The sequence below is a fragment of the Schaalia canis genome (assembly GCF_003858455.1).
GTDB classification, from domain to species: Bacteria; Actinomycetota; Actinomycetes; order Actinomycetales; family Actinomycetaceae; genus Pauljensenia; species Pauljensenia canis.
In genome coordinates this window covers 1-17635 of the sequence record NZ_RQZF01000004.1, presented here as the reverse complement: position 1 = coordinate 17635, position 17635 = coordinate 1, and the positions used below count along the sequence as shown (strand labels likewise).

Annotated in this window: 17 protein-coding genes; 10 read left to right on the top strand and 7 right to left on the bottom strand. The window is 55.8% G+C overall.

The window, feature by feature from the left end; genetic code table 11:
* The first annotated feature begins 30 nt into the window (after positions 1–30).
* Together EII11_RS05580 and EII11_RS05575 are read left to right on the top strand one after the other, a co-directional pair.
* Positions 31–861, top strand: a complete 831-nt coding sequence (locus tag EII11_RS05580) for a CHAP domain-containing protein (protein WP_124869871.1) — start codon at positions 31–33, stop codon at positions 859–861.
* Between the two features lie 107 nt (positions 862–968).
* Positions 969–2168 (top strand): hypothetical protein, encoded by a 1200-nt coding sequence (locus EII11_RS05575; RefSeq protein ID WP_124869868.1) that lies wholly within the window; start codon positions 969–971, stop codon positions 2166–2168.
* 67 nt (positions 2169–2235) lie between these two features.
* On the opposite strand, the gene EII11_RS05570 is transcribed toward EII11_RS05575, so the two are convergent.
* From EII11_RS05570 to EII11_RS05545, 6 genes are all read right to left on the bottom strand, one after another.
* Entirely contained in the window at positions 2236–2829 is a 594-nt protein-coding gene (locus tag EII11_RS05570; RefSeq protein ID WP_124869865.1) for a hypothetical protein, read from the bottom strand.
* Between the two features lie 106 nt (positions 2830–2935).
* The gene (locus EII11_RS10755; RefSeq protein ID WP_205649244.1) at positions 2936–4735 is read right to left on the bottom strand and encodes an LPXTG cell wall anchor domain-containing protein; all 1800 of its coding nucleotides are present in this window, start codon (positions 4733–4735) and stop codon (positions 2936–2938) included.
* 345 nt (positions 4736–5080) lie between these two features.
* Positions 5081–6262: a hypothetical protein gene (locus EII11_RS05560; protein ID WP_124869858.1), complete on the bottom strand. Its 1182-nt coding sequence runs from the start codon at positions 6260–6262 to the stop codon at positions 5081–5083.
* 72 nt (positions 6263–6334) lie between these two features.
* Positions 6335–6865, bottom strand: coding sequence for a hypothetical protein (locus EII11_RS05555; RefSeq protein WP_124869855.1), 531 nt, complete (start codon positions 6863–6865; stop codon positions 6335–6337).
* A 210-nt stretch (positions 6866–7075) separates the two neighbouring features.
* Positions 7076–7528 carry a DUF2510 domain-containing protein gene (locus tag EII11_RS05550; protein WP_124869851.1) on the bottom strand — a complete coding sequence of 151 codons (453 nt, stop codon included), beginning with the start codon at positions 7526–7528 and terminating at the stop codon, positions 7076–7078.
* A gap of 12 nt (positions 7529–7540) precedes the next feature.
* A complete protein-coding gene (locus EII11_RS05545; protein WP_124869847.1) occupies positions 7541–8824 on the bottom strand; it encodes a hypothetical protein in 1284 nt (427 codons plus the stop codon).
* Positions 8825–9202: 378 nt separating this feature from the next.
* On the opposite strand from EII11_RS05545, the gene EII11_RS05540 reads away from it, so the two are divergent.
* From EII11_RS05540 to EII11_RS05530, 3 genes are read left to right on the top strand one after another with little or no spacing between them, the layout of a single operon-like run.
* Positions 9203–9418, top strand: coding sequence for a hypothetical protein (locus EII11_RS05540; protein WP_124869844.1), 216 nt, complete (start codon positions 9203–9205; stop codon positions 9416–9418).
* A 9-nt stretch (positions 9419–9427) separates the two neighbouring features.
* Complete coding sequence (locus EII11_RS05535) at positions 9428–9817, top strand: hypothetical protein (RefSeq protein WP_124869841.1); 390 nt, start codon at positions 9428–9430, stop codon at positions 9815–9817.
* A gap of 37 nt (positions 9818–9854) precedes the next feature.
* Positions 9855–10343, top strand: a complete 489-nt coding sequence (locus tag EII11_RS05530) for a hypothetical protein (protein WP_124869838.1) — start codon at positions 9855–9857, stop codon at positions 10341–10343.
* Between the two features lie 7 nt (positions 10344–10350).
* Here EII11_RS05530 and EII11_RS05525 read toward each other — a convergent pair whose 3' ends face one another.
* Positions 10351–10827, bottom strand: a complete 477-nt coding sequence (locus EII11_RS05525) for a YchJ family protein (RefSeq protein WP_124869836.1) — start codon at positions 10825–10827, stop codon at positions 10351–10353.
* A 343-nt stretch (positions 10828–11170) separates the two neighbouring features.
* Between EII11_RS05525 and EII11_RS05520 the strand changes: the two genes are divergently transcribed.
* From EII11_RS05520 to EII11_RS05500, 5 genes are all read left to right on the top strand, one after another.
* Positions 11171–12076, top strand: a complete 906-nt coding sequence (locus tag EII11_RS05520) for a PP2C family protein-serine/threonine phosphatase (protein ID WP_124869832.1) — start codon at positions 11171–11173, stop codon at positions 12074–12076.
* Between the two features lie 454 nt (positions 12077–12530).
* Entirely contained in the window at positions 12531–13781 is a 1251-nt protein-coding gene (locus EII11_RS05515) for an ABC transporter substrate-binding protein (RefSeq protein ID WP_205649249.1), read from the top strand.
* A 171-nt stretch (positions 13782–13952) separates the two neighbouring features.
* Positions 13953–14783, top strand: a complete 831-nt coding sequence (locus EII11_RS05510) for a carbohydrate ABC transporter permease (protein WP_124870115.1) — start codon at positions 13953–13955, stop codon at positions 14781–14783.
* A complete protein-coding gene (locus tag EII11_RS05505) occupies positions 14776–15645 on the top strand; it encodes a carbohydrate ABC transporter permease (protein WP_124869826.1) in 870 nt (289 codons plus the stop codon). Before EII11_RS05510 ends, EII11_RS05505 begins: the two co-directional genes overlap by 8 nt.
* Positions 15646–15647: 2 nt before the next feature.
* Positions 15648–17018 carry an alpha-L-fucosidase gene (locus EII11_RS05500; protein ID WP_124869823.1) on the top strand — a complete coding sequence of 457 codons (1371 nt, stop codon included), beginning with the start codon at positions 15648–15650 and terminating at the stop codon, positions 17016–17018.
* The last annotated feature ends 617 nt before the right edge of the window (positions 17019–17635 follow it).

Genomic DNA, 17635 nt, shown 5'->3' with positions numbered 1-17635 from the left:
AACAAAAGTGAAACACAACGAGGTGTCATCATGATGTACGGAGCGAATCTTGAAGATATGGAGAGGCTTGCGCAGGTAGTGCAGCAAGCAGCGCAGCGTCTTGATGGAGAAAAAGGCGAGATTAATGCCCTTATACGGAATGCGTCATGGCAAGGGCGTGATGCCGATCAGTTCCTCTTTCTATGGTCTTCGGTTTTACTTGGACAAATGACCGCGGTTGTCTATGCGCTTAACGAGCTGGCCATGAAGATAAGGAAGCACCTGAATGAACAGGACGATGCGAGCTCTCATGAAGCGCCGAAGACTTGGCTCGACGCCCTTGGTTATGGCATTGCTAGAGCGATGAGAGATGCGGAAAAAACTGTGCGCGGCGAAATCATGCGACATAGTGCTGTTGAGAGCTTCCTCAGAGCCTATCCGCCGGGAAAACCGGTTGAGTATAACGGTGATGCGAGATATGGCCGTGGCTACAAATATCAATGTGTTGATTATGTGCAGGCATACACAGGACATATTTATGGTCTAAATCCGAAAGAAGCAGTGGCGGCGACGGGAGCAGGAGATGCTTCTACGCTCTTCTCGCGAGCTGATCCAGCTTACTTCGATAAGATTTCTTTAAATGACCCGGTAAAGGTCGGCGACATTGTATGTCTGGGTGGGGGAGCATATGGGCATGTCGCGGTGGTTACCAAGGTAAATGACGACGGCTCCTATCTAGTTGCAGATCAAGATGGTTTAGCAGCTACCGACGCGGGACGCAGCCCTAAAATCCACCGACTTTCAGAGTGGCAGTTAAGGCATGTTCAAGGCTATCTCAGGCCAAAAGCCGACAAGATCAAGGTCAAACTACCTACTTCCTAAGGGTGAAGTGCTCGGGATTCTGGAGCACTGAACTAGTGTGGAAAAGTGTCTGCTACAGGAACGCTATCCATTTGCGATGCGAGATGAAGTTCAGTAAAGGTGCTGCTATGCCTCTTGAATCAGGCGCAAACGTAGGCGCATCCGGCGCGACAACGGGCGTGCCTCTTGCTGCCAAAGTAACGCTCGGCGTGCTCAGCGTGGTCATTGCGATCACGGGAGGCACTATCGCCTACCAGCTTTTCACTCCCCAGCAGGTCGACTCGCTTCACAGCGACAGACCTCAGTCGACTGCATCGGCCGCCAACGCTCCACAGTCCGCCCCCTCAACCGAGACGATTGCGACATCAGAACCGGAAGTGAAACTTCCCCCTACTCGCGAAGAGATGGGCAATATGACCCTCGATGTCCCCCTTGGATGCACCTACCTGGTGGGGGAATACGGGGCTTCCCCTAATACCGTCAAGGTCGCCTTCACGGATGGGAAAGCCTTGGCCACGGGTGCTGAACTAGCCGTGCGCCTCTCTATCGAGGACTATGCCGTCGTAAGCAACGGGAATGACCGAGGCGCCCTCATCCATTTCAAGTGCCAGTACCCAAGGGGAGACTTCCAATCCTTCCTCACCGTGTACTCGCCGGAGATGCTCGTAAAAGGTAACCTCTATGCCGGATCCGATGAAATAACTGATTTCATTCCGGCCAGCGGTAATTCCAGGCTTTTTGCGGATATAGCAGTTGATGGGAACGCCGTTGGCTTCACCATTCCCAAGATTCGCCTCGCTGAAGATCTTCAGTGTGAGGAGTGTGGGCATGCGAGTGCGCATGTGACTGCCTCCTGGGACGGGCAGTACCTCAACCTTGAGGATTACACCTACGAGGCCAATGGGCGCACCCTTCCTCGCCTCAATGAAGCGCGCGTGCAGGAGGTTGTCGATGCCATCGCTGCAGGGGACTACAACAGTATCCGCCCTCTATTCCTCGAAGGTGCCTGGCAAGAGTGGGATGCCCCGATCTTCCCAGGGTCTACCCGCAAAGCCTCGTTACGTACAGTGACGTTTGACCACAACCCCCACATCAGGAACTGTAGGCTTATTGGTTCTCTCCAAGATAGGACGTACACCTATTACCGAAACGATGGCATGAACTTCACTGTGCCCCAAAGTTTGGGCTTCGAGGCAGGAGATTACGTCTGCCCGATCTACCAGAACAACATAGGAAGTGATGAGGTCACCGCTCAGTCCCTGCTCGTTGTGCGCCCACTCGATGACGGTGACGTTCGGATTGTCGCCTTCAACCGCTACTACGGGTGAAGTGAAAGATCCCCTGCCGAGTGCCGTTAGTAACAAACGAGATGCGTCAAGATGAGATGTCGTCACTCTAATGTAGGGTAAGCTCCGCTTGTCCCGCGCCAATGAACAGGTTGCCATCTCCTGTCAGAGTCCAGAACTCATAGCCGGTTGTTGTTTGACCAACAAATTTAGGGCCGCCAATCTTGGTCCATTCGGCATGAATAGGAACCAGGGCAAACATCAGCGATCCGTGCGGTCCTTGAATACCCTGCCCCGCGTCATAGCGTGCAAAGAACTGAAGGATAGGGCGGCCATCAGCTGTCTGTGTGGATGGTTTCTGCTCTATAGTCCATTGGCCTTCCCACTCGCTGGGAACACTAATCGTGAAGTGTTCATGTTCGTAGCGTTGAGCTGCAGCTTGACTCTCTTCTGCTTGGCGTTGGGCTTGCGCTTGGGCTTTCTTGGCATCTTTGCTACCGGGAAGGTTCTGCTCACTGGATTGAGGACCTTGCCCGACCGTAGTGCCTCTGTCAACTGAGGTCATTGCAGTAGTGGTCGGAAGCGGTTGTGCATCGAGTGCGCGTTGCGCGGTCCAGTGGCGGACCACGAAAAATGTACCCGCAAACACTGCGACTACTAAAACGCTCCAGGTGCCAAGGAGTGCAATTTTCTTAATATTCATAAGGAAAGCCAATCAGTTACCAGAGTCTTGCGGGATCAGGTGGCGTATTGCAGGTTGCCCGCCTCCCCAATGGAGAGGCGGGCAACCTTAGAGAGCTAGCTAGCTATCACTTGCGACGACGATACATCAGTCCCGCACCGCTGGCGGTCAAGACTGTTGCGAGGATGATTAGACTGCCATCGAAGCCAGTCTTGGCAAGCTCCTTGCTACTGGTTTTCATTTCAGTGCTGCGCGAATGCGTGCGCTCCTTCGGCTTCACAGTGATTGTGGTGTCAGGTTGCTGTGTATGCGTTGCCGGAGGAGTGGTTCCGGGGTTGGCCGGAGGAGTGGTTCCGGGGGTGGTTCCGGGGTTGGCCGGAGGAGTGGTTCCGGGGTTGGCCGGAGGAGTGGTTCCGGGGTTGGGAGTGTCGCCGGGTGAGGAAGCGCCCTTCTTGCGAATGTAGACCTTGACGATGGTCAAAGCACCGTCTTTACCGTAGGCAATTCCGGTGGGGGACGGACGTTGAGGGTCCAGCTCGTAGCCTACGGGAAGCTCAGGGTAGGTGGAGAAATCCCAGACACTACCGGGGGCACCTTCGTTCGACGTGGAAGCGAGAACGGTTTCTGCGCCAGATGAATTCACGCTGATGTAGTCGATGCGTACGGATGCAACGGTCTTGATGCGTTGAAGGCCTACACTGTAGGAGTAGGAAAGAGAGTTTCCAGGAGCCATCGCGCGCGGATCAAGAAGCATAATGGTGTTTCCCTCAACGGGGGTGCCTTCCTTCAGCTCATCAAGCGGCTTGGCGGATTCCCGGGTGATTTGTTCCCGCATCCCATCCCCTGTGTGAGAGGACGAAGCTGTGTTATGGGCCGAAGCAACGTAGACCTTTCCCGCAGGAAGATCTCCATAGAAGGTCGTGTAGAAGGTCACATTCCCGTCAGTACGTATGTGGGCGTTTCCACCCAAAGCTTGCGCTCTAATCGACCCCCTGGACCATTCAATAAGATGCGTCCCAAGAGTCTTATCGGTGATATTAGTGACCGTTACCTTAGAGTGAATAGTACCGTGATTATCAACGGTCCGAACCTCGTCACGCTGGAACTTTCCTCCGACTAAGTGTGAAAACTTAATGCCAGATGGAATCTTTTCCCACTTCAGTGGGCGACGTTCATCGCGTGAATCGGGGGTGATATTGAACAGAGGTGACTCGCCGTGATCCCAAGAGAAGTATCGCTTAGTCCCATTGATAACGTAGGTACCCCAGGAGGGCATACGCACATCGCCGACAGTGTGGAAGGAGGTGCCACATTCCTCCGGATCATACTGTTGCGGAAGGCCGGCGTGCACAATGTCGACAGCGGGGCACATTGCTGAACCTTGAAGGCGAACTCGGACGAGCGAGGGGTTCTTTGAGATATCCAGTGAGGTGATGGAGGTTTCGCGGAAGTCTGCCTCCCTCAGACTGGTGAGCAGCTCGATGCCGCGGGTGTCAGATAGAGCCTTCTTATCGGCGATGTCGCTGGACCGAATACCAATGAGATTGGCAATATGCTTGTATTTCGTTGTGTTGATATCTTTGCGACCTGACCGGTTGACCGCTTTCTGTACGACAGCGCGGAATGTAGGATCGGGGAAGTCTGCTTCCCAATTCACCAGAGCTTCAGGATTGCGAGGCTGTGTGCTTGGCGGCGTAGCTGTGCCAGCTGAGCGGAATCCCGCACCTTCGGATGATACTGCGACTGCAGGCTCGCTGGGAATACTCTCACCTTCATCCGCCACCTTTTCGGCGGTTTCCGAGGGGTCTAAGGGCGCTTCCTCTGAACTCTCATTCGCTTGCTGAGGGCTGCTTTCGCTGCTGACGGTCGTGCTGAGATTCTCGGATGGAGTGCCGTCATCAGGAGTACCGGCATAGGCGCCACTCACTAAGAGCATGCTCAGCAACGAGGAGGTCGCGGATATTGCTAGTGCGCGTCGAATTGGAAGTCTTTTCATCGCTACTCATTTCGTCCGGAATAGTACGGGTGCGTGATGCCTGTTTAGTTCTTAAAAAACTGACAACACAGTGCATGGTCACTATTTCAAAAGGGGGGGGGGTTGTCTATGGGTAATTGTCCCCGTCATTGATGCAGTAGTTGAGAGAGCGTGAAAACTAGCATGTCAAATGTAGTTCGTTAGTAAAACAAACGCTCGTCATGCTTTTGCATGACGAGCGAGTGTCTCGGAATGTGGGGTGCGGTGTGATGATTCCGCTTTCCAATCCATCACCCGCTACCCATAAAGTCCCGTGAAGTTAATGATCTCGAAACTATCCAGACCGGTGGGGCGAACGTGGAAGAACCCGGTCACCCCATTTGGGTTTACGATTGTGCAGGCTTGATCTCCTGGGTGAAGCTCTTGCGAGGTGGAAAAGTCGATCTGCAAACCGTCGCGGCGGGCCTTTGGCTTGTCGCGCACGTCCCAGAGCAGCTCACATGAATCGATGGTTACGCCAGGTTTGAAAAGGATTTGCCGCTCGCCTGGCCCGCCGAGGGGACTATGTGGCTTATCCCAGTCCATCCACGCATCGTCACGGAAGAACGGACGAGCAACGTCGTCGTTCCCCTCGCTAAGGGCTGTCGCGACATCCTGGATGGTGGCGACGCTCGCGGGACGGTAACGGAGTCCGTCGGATTCGAAAAAGTAGTCGGTCAGATTGATAGCTTCACCGTCCCATTGAGCAAAAACACGAGCCACAGTACGACAATCAAAGCAGGGATCTGGTTCGGCAAGAGGAATCTGTTCGATGGCGAAGGTGATGGTGTTGCCCTCGACGCTTACCTTCGAAAATGGTGCACCCGAGACGACCAGGGGAACGTAGTTTTTCATTTCCTCACTGACTTGCACCAGACGGCCTTTGATGGTCATGTCAGGGGCATAGGCCACCAGGTAGGAGCGTGGCGCGCTCCAATACTCATAGGAGCGGATCATATGCACCAAGGTCACGCGCGTGTCACCGAGTGTCATGGGGAACGCTTCGACAAGCTCAAGACGATCGTAGTCGGCACCCTCGGCAATAAAAAGGCCGTCGCGGAACTGGCGGGGCGTTGTGTCAGGAGACTTGCCATCGGACTGATCACCGATGACCTTGCGATCCAGATCAACCACGGCATTGCGTGGGACATCAAGGACGGCGTTCTTGAGTTCGTCAAAAGTAGGTGGCTGAGGTGCATCCACGGGTTTCGCCTCCTGTGCGGAAGCTGTCTCACTCATGGGCGGGGTATCCCGCCCATCGGATTGAGGTGAAGATACCTCACGCGCAGGAGCACTCGCTGGTGAAGTCCACAGAGCAGCGGCACTTCCTGCTCCGGCCGCTAGCAGGACACTAAGAACGCCCAGAGTCACCTTCGCTGCAAGAGGGATTGAGGTGGTCGCATCTGCGGCCGTTTCAGGGCTGAGGGGAGAGTTACTCATATGTACCTCTTGAGGGGTAGGACGAGGGCGGCGGTGGAATACGAGGTGAGGTGACATGCGTGAACGCCAGTCTTAGTAGCCTGACGGCCACCAACTATCAATACGAATTGAGCACTGATCAGGATCTCCCCTGGTAATGGGTACGTAGATGCTGAAGGGCTGGGGAACACCGGCAACAACATGGGTGAGATCAATGGTTTCACTATTGAGCGTATCTTCGCCTCGGACCGAAGAGCCTTCAATGCGGAAGTCCAACAGGCTGTTTGATACTCCGCCAGGGAATCCTGACAGTAGGCCGTATTGCAATGTTCCCGAGATCGTCATCAGAGAATCCGATGATGTGCACGAAAAATCGAGGCCATCTCGCGCGGAATCAACAACCTTATTGGTCAAATCTAAGAGCGTCATCTTTTCGGGGCACAAGCGTTGCGCCTCCTGCTCCAGTCGGCCAGCCATGTCTCCGGCCAAAATGGCCTGCTCAATCAAGCCTACAGGCAATTCCCCCAGGCCCTTCTGGTCGCAGAAGTCCTTCGCCTTTTGGAGGTCTTCACGATACTGCTCCATCTCAGGACTCGCCTCAAGCTCATCAACGCGCGCACGCAAGTGATCGTGTTCCCTGATGAGTGAATCAACTCGGGCATGGAGGGCGGAGGATTCCCGGTGAAACCCAACGATTTCAGCAAACCTAACCCCTGCAACGAGACCTGTCAACGTGAAAACCACCGCTGAAACACCAGCAATGATCCTCACGGGTGTTGAGGTACGCGCCCTGCGAGGAGCTCTAGAAACTGTCATCTCTTCCGTTTCCATTGTTCACATCCCGTTCGCAATGTCTTCGAGACGCTGAATCTCATCTTTGAGTCCTGCAATTTCCTTACTCATCTGCAGTTCAGTTGCGTGCAGTTGTTCGAGATCATCTATGTAGGAAGAAGCAAGACTGTCGGAATGGTGAAAGACGTAGAGCATAAAGGCCGATGTAATGAGTAATAGTACTGATAACAGGGAGAGGAGAAGGTTACCCACAGCGGAAGTTGCGGGTGTCATCGGCGTTAGGCTCTCGACGCTATGTGACGTTGGTGTTTCTGACGGCGTTGAAGTCACGAGAAGATCAGGTGCCGATGTGGCTGGGTGCTGCGCCTTTGAGGCATCCCCCTGCATGGCACTGGCAGGCAGAGGGTGACGATGCTCTGTCCAGGCAGTGCCATCCCACCAACGGAGTAGAGAAGCGTTGTCTGGGTCGGGGTACCAGGCTGCAGGAATAGACACTGTTTGAGGCTCCTAGTAGGTTGCGTCCCAGGGGACTTTTGCCGCTCGAGTGACGTACAGAGAATGCCCATACGCATTGAGGCCCCAGAGCGTCCAGACCTCGCCACCAATAAAACGATCTTCAACAGGTACGGAGAAGTCATTGGCTCGCGATAGCGGCCACTTCCGGCCGGTTTCTTTACCGTCAGTGTCAAGTTCGACCAGTTCGGAGGTTGTTTTGACGTAGAGTTTTCCGCCTGAGGCTCCAAAGATGCTCAGATTGAGTGCTTCTACTCTTTCAGCCGACAGTAGTTCGACAATCTCACCCGTGTCTGTCAGGCGAATGAGGCTCTGATCGCTAGAGAGGTAGTCTCCGAATGGCTGTTGGAATCCGAAAGTCGCCCAATGATCTTTGTCGATCCGTGATAGGTGGGTCAGCTTGGGCTCAACTACTTCGTTGAATAATGGCTGTACGTTGCCCCCAGAGACAAGGTATGGGTGTTGCAAGTACACGCTACAAATCACGTATGAATCTTTGCCAATTCGTCCGTGGACATGCGGATGTTGACATGAAGTATAGGCGGGCTCAACCTCTGATGGTGCTGAGAAAATCGGCTGACCCGTATCGGCGTTATTCACGGTGGTGGGAAAACCTTCTTTATAGGGGTCAATGAGGAAGGTGTTCTCGCCTAGAGGATGGTGGGGAGGAAAGCTGTATGTGTCCCATTCGAAGGACTCGCGCCAAACAATTTCTCTTCTTTGCGGATTGACGCCAATGGCCTCACTTCCGACGCGCAGGACTAGAGTCTCTTCGGAGTAGGAGATGAACCCAACCGGAATCTCAGCCTTGGCCGCCTCGTAGCTCACTCCCAGATCAAGGCGCGGACCGAGAGTGCAATCTTTCGGGTTGAGGGTCTGTAAGTAGGTGTTGGCCTTATCGCCCACAAGCCCCGTTCCCTTGACCCTGACGTCATAGGCAACAGCAACAACGGGCACATCTGCTGTTGTCGCAGAAACATCTAGGTACCTGTAATCGTGGGGGACATTGTAGGCGTCGTCGTTTGTTGGCTCTTCACCACTGAGCCACGGGCTGAGTCGGCATTCCCTGAAACTCTCAAGTTCGGGTGTCCACACCCGAACAATAGCTTGTGGAGTGCCCATCTCATTCGTGAACTCTCGGGAGACGATAGCGCCTCCACGCCACCCGTCAAATCCGCTGACGTATTCCCCAAGAGGTATAACGTCAGGTATCGACTTCTTGACTTCCGCAGGCGGTTCTGCGGGTACGGGGGTGACCTTCGGTGCTTCGACCTTCACCTTCCGAGGTGGTGGTGGCACGCTTTGTGCGGATTGCTCCGAAAAATCTGGTGGATTGATGAGAAAACTAGGAACGCATCCTGCCAGGGTACAGGCCGCTACGACCATCAGTAGATGCTGTCTCTTACGGCTCGTCTCCACAGGACCCCTCCATCGCAAGCGTGGTTCCATGCAAGCGTGGATCCAGGGATGTTTGGCACCGTAGCCTGGTCACCATTCTTGCAATAATTACCGACCGTAGCAGCTCATTGCGACAGCGCCTATGGGGAGCGATCCCCATAGGCAAATCGGATCGAGAGTGGAAGAGTTGACGCGACGACAGTTGAGAACTGTTGCAGAGCTATGGGAGATATGGATCATAAAGAAAGGTGGACGACTGTGGAGACTGAACACGCTATCGCCCTTGGATTCAGGTACGGGGGTTTTGTCCTCGCTGTGATAGCCTTCTTCATCTTTCTAACCACCAGGGACAACTATGGCACAGCATCGGGTGCAGGATCCTTTTGGGCGCTTCTCTTCTTTGCCGGACTCGGTCTGTCCTACTACGGCCATGTCTTGTGGCAAAAGATCCGTCTTGAACGCGACGAAGACTGAGGACTAACGATGAGCATCGAAGATAAGATCGCTGAATACGAGTTCGACATTCCCACCACGCTGTCCTTCGAAGAAGTTCTCCAACGCTCCGAGAATGTCGTTGCAGGATTTCGTGACCTCGGACGCCGAGTCACAACCCTCGGGCATATGACAGATGATGACGGCGCAGACTCCATGATTGGCTACGAACTGACCAATCTAAAGTTTTGGACCCTGGGGAAGTTCGCTCTGACTCACTACGAAGAAGATGGTCATATGAGACTACGTTTCGATGTTGTCGAAATGCTCCGCACACGTACCAATCTCTTTTACTTCATCCCCGTGACTCCCTACACCACCCCAGGATTGTGGGATTTCCGCATCCTCTCAGCTCGCCTCCGCCGAGCTCTTGAACGTTGATCCTTAACATACACATACAAGAAATCGAGGGGGAGCTGTGACGCTTCGACATCACCATATTTCCCGCATCTGTACGGCAGTTAGCGCCCTTGTACTCGCCACTGCGATGAGCGCGTGCTCCTCGCAGTCGATGCCCTCTGCCGACGGGCCCAGCCTGGTGACCGACGAACAAGTAATGACAGAAAATCTCCCCGATTCGCCAATGCCCGCAGAGGAAAGCACCGGTTCCGTCAATGAAACCGCCGACACGAGTGACATTGCCATCGAAGGAAAGTGGAAGGCAACAGGAGACCAAAAGTGGGGCATCGTCACGCCCGGAAGCATCGTGATCTTCAATGGGCAAGAGACAAATATCTTCAGCCCGAAAGACACCTACGCCTTCTATGAAGACGGAGGAAAGCTCCGTTTGGACCTCACCGGCGCCCTCGGTGGCAACGCGAGCTTCACTATCAACGTCGTTGATGACACGACCATTGAGTTAACCAGTGGAGGTGAAACCAAGCTGGTTCTCACTCGCGTCTCGTAACACCTCCCTATTTGACATTCCCATCCACATACACCCAGCGCCCGCCGCGCTTCTCAAAGCGGGACACCTCGTGCATAACCCCACTGCGTCCGCTGGCGTCGCTCCAATGGGCGCGAAACTCCACCACACCGATGGGTGCTGCGGCTCCCGTGGAAGTCGCAGCGCCGCCCTCGCCGTGCACCTCTTTGTTATCACGCGCGCCATCCTCCGCGACGCCAGCACGCACTACCTCCAAGCCTCGCCAACGAATTGACGGATCATACAGGGGAGGGCGAGGGCGGGTGCGAGGGTGCCAGGTGCGAAAAAGGTGGTCTTCGTCGCCAAAGACGAAGGCCGTGTAGCGCGAGCGCATGAGGACTTCAGGCGTGGGGGCGGGGGCTCCCTCAAGGTAGGGCAGGCAGCACTGCGCAAGAGTATGACCCGAAAGACAGGGGCAGGGCGCAGTTGCCGAAGATCTCGCATTGGAAGATGAAAAGATTGCCATGCGTCGAGCTTACGCGTGGGGAAAAGCACCACGTAGGGGCACATCGGAAAAATGCTGAAGAAGATATCTGTGAGTGCCTTCGCAGCACTCTTTCCTGGGACTACAATCACGGTAGTGTTGCTGGCGGCGCGTTGGCCTCGACTGTCACATGAAAGTGGCTGGGGGATGATACGCGCTGCGAGGATCGCTGAGTTTGATGCCACGACGCCCAGGAAGCAAATATGGATACTTGGCCCACCGACGATGATGGCCAGACACAAAGGGGGATACTCTTATGGGCTGATGCGCCCATTTCTCCTGTGTGTATGCCTTTTCTGGCCTACGCGTATCGGAGGCAAGTGGCATGTTCTTAAATGCAAATGCCACCACGGATGGAGAGAAAAGTCCGTGTGGGGTGACCGTTGCTTCCGGTGTCTCAACGGATCAAGGTCTGGTTCGACGCGGTAATGAAGACTCCTATATTGCGCGCTTTCCGCTATTTGTTGTTGCAGACGGAATGGGCGGGCATCGTGCGGGTGAAGTTGCCTCCGCCAAGGTGATTGAGGAAATGAGCACCCATATCCCTCACGGTGGTTTCGCAGATTCAAGTGATGTGCTGGCCGCGCTCTACTACACCACTCGAAGTCTGTCTGAACTCGGACGGTCAGAGGGTGCACCCGGATCAACGATGACCGGAATTGTCTTCTCAACACATGCTGAACTGCCCTGCGTGCGGATCTTCAATATTGGGGACTCTCGGGTCTACCGGTATCGGAGCGGGGAGCTCACACAGCTGACAGTCGATCACACGGAATACCAAGAGCTCTGTGCGCTGGGATTTGTCGAATCGGTATTTCCTGAGGTGATGCCGCGAAAGCATGTGCTGACAAAGGCGCTGGGTGCGGGTTTTGGTGCCAGCTTCGCCATTGACCAACTCACTCTCCCTGCGGTCACCGGAGACCGTTACCTTCTTTGCTCAGATGGTCTGCATGGTGAAGTCAGCGACGAGGTCATCATGCACATCCTCGCAGGCGTGCAAGAGCCTCAAGAGGCCGCCCAGTGCCTCGTGAAGTCCGCGATCGAAGCAGGCGGCAGAGACAATGTCACAGTGGTGGTGGTCGACGTGTGTGAAGCCTGGCCATCGTCGAGTTCTGCCGAGGAAATGGTGATTGATGCGGATCTGGGAATCGTTGATGGTGACACCCTGCCTGAAGACCGCGCCGCGAGGTGGCGCACGCTTGTGCAGATGCACGAGGACAACGGCATGTGATGTGAGGGCGTGTGAGTGTGGGGTGTGGCCGGGGCAGTGAGAGTCACCCACCTGCACCCTTTTTGCCTATCAGAGGCCCTTTGAGGGGAGTTGGTGGCGGGGGAGCGGAGGCGATGCTAAATGACAGTACAAACTATCTTTGTTAGTAGCCATGCACAGATGTCCGCGGCGTGATGGAAAACTTGCGGACCGTGATTTTTCGACGGAATTACGCCAGATCTGACAGAGGTCTGAAAAAATAGCTCCCGTTCTATTGTCCTGACATAGAGTTGCCATGTAACATTCAAGTGTTGACACCCGACGGAGGGTGTAGTCGCCTAACTCCGGTAGCGCTAACGATGGCGTCAAGGCATGGGCCACAGCGAACTACGGAGTTCGCTCCACATAAGCACAGAATGACTTTCGTGACGATGACGTCAAACACGCACGAAGGGGTGACATCCTCAGGAGGATGATGACAGTGAAGACGTTCCACAAGGTTGCCGCCATCGCGTCCACAGCGGTAATGGTTCTCGGTGTTGCTGCCTGCTCAGGCGGCGGCGAGCAAAGCGGTTCAGGTGCCGACCACACCAAAGAAATGTTCACCTGGGTCTCCACGGCCAATGACCGCGCACAATGGCAGGCCTTCGTAGACGCCGCAAAGGAGGCCGATCCCGAGTTCAGCCTCACCTTCGACGGCCCTGCCTTCAGTGACTACTGGACCAAGGTCAAGACCCGCATGACCGACCCCGATGCCCCCTGCATCCTCACCACCCAGGCCGCACGCTCCCACGAACTCAAGGGCATCCTCACCCCCCTCGATGACCTCATTAAGGCCAACAATATCGACGTCTCCATGTACAACGACGCCATGATGCAAGGCATGACTGTTGATGGACAGATTCTTGCCCTGCCCTACGACGCTGAACCCGACGTCCTCTTCTACAACAAGGCCATGTTCAAAGAAGCAGGCCTCGAACTGCCCGGCCTGAACTACACCACCGAGCAGTTCCTCTCCGATGCCAAAGCCATGACCAAGGACGGTAAGTACGGCGTCGCCATCAAGTCTGGCTTCATGGATAACGCGCCTGGCACCCTCGCCCACTCCTTCGGCGGCGTTGTCACCAAGGAAGACGGCACTCTGGGAATCACCGATAAGGAATTCGTTGACGGCGTCCAATTCGCCTTCGACCTCGTCAATGTCCACAAGGTCGCAGCCGCACCCTCCGCAGCCGACGGTGACGATGTCGGCCAGGGCGCATTCAACGCCCGCACCGCCGCCATGATCTTCGACGGCCCCTGGATGTACGGCGCTTTTGAAAAGGAACTCGGCGAAGACCTCGGCGTAGCTGTCGTCCCCTCACCTTCCGGTGACACGATTGGCGTTATCCAGGGCTCCGGCTTCGGCATCTCCCAGACCTGCCAGGACAAGGAAGGCGCTTTCAAGGTCCTCATGAAGCTGGTCACCCCCGAGGTCATCGGCGCTGTCGCTGAAACGCAGGGCACCGTTCCCTCCGTTGAATCTCAGATTGAACGCTGGGCAGCCAAGAAGCCCGCAGACAACGTTGCCGCCATTGAGGAACTGCTCAAGAAGGGCATTCCCTTCGTGTCGAACAACTCCTGGAACCAGGTGTCGACCTCTTTCGTCCAGTACAGCCCCGAAGGCTACCGCGGCACCCAAACCGCAGCTGACATGCTTGCCGCCATTGCCGGTAGCGCACAGTAAGAGCCATCACCTCAAACCGCTACCGAATAGCGAGGACCCAACGTGAGTGTTTCCAGTGCAGCCCTTGAGGGCACGCGCAATGGAGACAGGAAGGGTGTCCGCAGGGACAAAGTCTCTGCGGACACCCGCACGGGTGACGGCCTGAAAGCCGCCATCTACCTTGGCCCGGGCATGCTCGGCTTCCTGTTCTTCATCGTCATCCCCCTGATCGCCTCCCTTGTTATCTCCTTCTTCTCGTGGTCACTCCACGGAGGAGCCGAATTTGTCGGCATCGATAACTACACGAGGATGCTGAGCGGAGCAGACCCGGCCTTCTGGACGGTCATGCGCAACACCGTGGTCTTCGCCATCCTCTACACCATCCTCAACCTCATCATCGCCATTGCCCTGTCCTACTGGCTCCAGGCAATCCCCGAAAAATGGTCGCGCCTCATGCGCGTCATCTTCTTCATCCCGGTTGTCACCCCCATGGCAGGAAACGCCCTCATCTGGCGCCTCCTGCTCAATGACAATGGCGTGGTCAATAACGCCCTGGGCACCTTCGGGATCGACCCCATCCCCTGGCTCAACCACCCAACGCTGGCCATGGGCTCCCTGCTGCTCATGTCCCTGTGGCAGGGCCTGGGCTACAACATCGTCGTCTTGACCGCAGGCCTCAACGGACTCAACACCTCCGTACTGGAAGCAGCCAAGATTGACGGCACCAACGGCTGGAACCGCTTCTTCCTCGTGGTGTTCCCGATGATCTCTCCCACCGTCTTCTTCTGCACGGTCATGACCGTCATCGGTGCCTTCAAGGTCTTCGCCCAGCCCTACTTCCTGACCCTGGGTGGCCCCGGCGAATCCACCAACACCATGGTGCTCTACCTGTACCGCAACGGCTTCTCCTTCGACAAGCTCGGCTACGCCTCAGCAATGGCATGGGTGCTCTTCGTCGTCGTCATGCTCATCACCGCCCTCCAATTCACGCAACAAAAGAGGTGGGTGAACTACGATGCCTAAAACTCGCACCGCCACTACCAGCCACCACAGCGTCACTCAGCGCAGCATCCTCAACCGGGCGATCTCCACTATCGGAATGACCCTCATCGGGGCTTTCTTCCTCTTCCCCTTCTTCTGGATGGTCGTCACCTCCCTCAAGCCCACCGTCGAAGTTTTCTCTACGGGAACCTCGATCATGGGTAGCGAGATCGCCTGGTCGAACTATCCCTCGGCCCTGCAATCCATGCCCTTTGGGCGAATCATCCTCAACTCGCTGCTGGTTGCCACCGCAGGCTCCCTGCTGGTTATGACCGTGTCCGTCCTCTCGGCCTACGCCTTCTCCCGCCTGCGTTTCCGTTTCCGCGATCATCTCTTCCTCCTGTTCCTGGGTACCCTCGTCCTCCCGCAGGAAGTCTTGGTCATCCCTCTGTATATCGGCATGCAAAAGGCCGGACTGGTCAATAGCTACTTTGCTCTGATCGTTCCCTTCGCCTTTGGTGCCTTCGGCGCCTTCCTCATCCGCCAATTCCTGCTCTCACTACCCGGCGAGTTTGAAGAAGCCGCACGCATTGACGGCTGCGGAGACGTGCGCATTCTCTTCCACGTCCTCCTGCCACTACTGAAAGCCCCCATTCTGGTGGTCGGCGTATTCGCCTTCATTGACTACTGGTCCACCTTCTTGTGGCCACTGATCGTCGTTAACGACTCTCACCTGGCCACCATCCCCCTTGGTCTGCAGATGTTCTCCGGTGAACGAGGCACCGACTGGGGTCCAATGATGGCTGCCGTCACCATGGCGACGCTCCCATCAATTGTCATCGTCGTATTCTTGCAACGACAGCTTGAAAAGGGCGTTGCCCTGGGCGCTTTCGGAGGCCGATAAGCATGGAGTTCACCGCAACAACCTGGGACGACCTCAAACGTCCCACACCTCAGTGGTTTAGCGACACCCCCTTGGGAATCTTCATCCACTGGGGACCATACTCCGTGCCCGCCTGGGCTGAACCCTACGCTGAACTCGGTGAAGAGGAAGACTGGGAGAAGTGGTTCACCCACAATGCCTACGCCGAGTGGTACTTCAACACCATCCGCATTGAAGGTTCCGAGGCGGCTCAGCGGCACTTCGACCTGTACGGCACTCTGTCCTACGAGGCCTTCCTCGACATGTGGGACCCGGTGAACTTTGACCCAGCAGCCTGGGCTGACCTCTTCAAGCGAGCGGGGGCCGATTACGTCGTGCCCACCACCAAGCATCACGATGGTGTCACCTTGTGGGATGCGCCTGAAACAGGGGATCGCAACACGGTTCGTCGTGGGCCGCGCCGGGACCTCGTTGCTGATATTGCCGAGGCGACCCGTGCAGCCGGTATGCGCTTTGGCGTGTACTACTCGGGTGGTTTGGACTGGCATTACCGGCGCTTCCGCCCGATCATCCATCAAGATGACGTGATGGATCGCTGCCGCCCCAAGGACGCTGAGTACGCCCGCTACTGCTACGTCCATTCAGTTGACCTAATTGATCGCTATGCGCCCGACGTGTTCTGGAATGACATTGAGTGGCCTGATGAAGGCAAGCACTTCAATGAATACGGCCTCGGGCGACTCTTCGAGTACTTCTACGCGAAATGCCCCGAAGGCGTGACGAATGACCGCTACGGCGGCGTCCATCACGACTTCCTCACCACCGAATATCAGCACATGTCAGAGAACGAAGGTGAGGAAACCTGGGAGAACTGCCGAGGTATTGGCCTCTCCTTTGGCTACAACCGCGCTGAAGGCCCCGAGCACTACCTCAGCTCCGCTGCTGCCCTCAAGCACCTCATTAACGTCGTCAGCAAGGGTGGACGTCTGCTCCTTGATGTGGGTCCGCGCGCCGACGGTACCCTGCCTCAAGAACAGATCGACTGCCTGGAAGGCATGGCAGCGTGGATGGTTGCTGGTAAGGAAGAGCTGGTTCGCGGACATGCCATGGATGCGCCAGAAGCCGTGTGCGCCTTCACCGGCACCTCGGCGTGGGTGCGAGCGATCGGCCATGAGGATCACGGCACGGTGTTCATCGCCTCAGAGAGTGTGAGCGATGACTGTAAAGGCACATTTATCGTGTCCAGTCTGCCTGAAGGTTTTGATTGGTCCTCCGCCCGCATTAAGGGCGCTATCACTGGCAGTGACGCTGAGTACGCTGATGGGTCGCTGACGGTTCATGGGGTGTTTGATACCCCGCTCATCGTCGTGGCACCGAAGGTTTCAGGGGCGTGATCTAGCGTTTACCCGCTGAATCACTACGGCCTGAGTGGTACTGCCTGAATCAGTCCCGCCTCGGCCGGTATTGCCTGAGCCTATACCGCCTGAATCTGCAGCTGCGGGGGTGGAGCACATTGTGTGCTCCACCCCCGCAGGCTTATGTCAGCGCAGCATTGAGCCGTGAAGCACGGGTGAGCCTCTGTGCGTCCGGATGGGACTTCATAGGGCAACACGAGAGTATGAGGCCATTTCCTACTGCGGGGTCACATGTGGGAGCCGATCCGGGTATGTGCCTGCAGGGGAGTGGGGGCGGGGATAGGAAGGAAAGATGGTGTGAAACTGGGCGAATGCAATAGGGCATACGGCGCTCAACGCGGAGTGAGGAATCCCCTTACACCTCTCTTATTCTGCATTACCTGTTCGTCATGATCTCCAAAAGAGCTGATCAAAACGGCTTGTGAATATAGAATTACAGAGATAGGCTCAAAATACTCAGCAATACATCAGGCATTAAATGCCCAGAACAGTAGGGAGTTAACTCATGTCTCGCGTTCTTTCTACCGAGCAGGCCAAGGCCGCTATCCAGCAGATTCAGTCCATCATTAACGGTGGCTTGACTGACCAGATCTCCC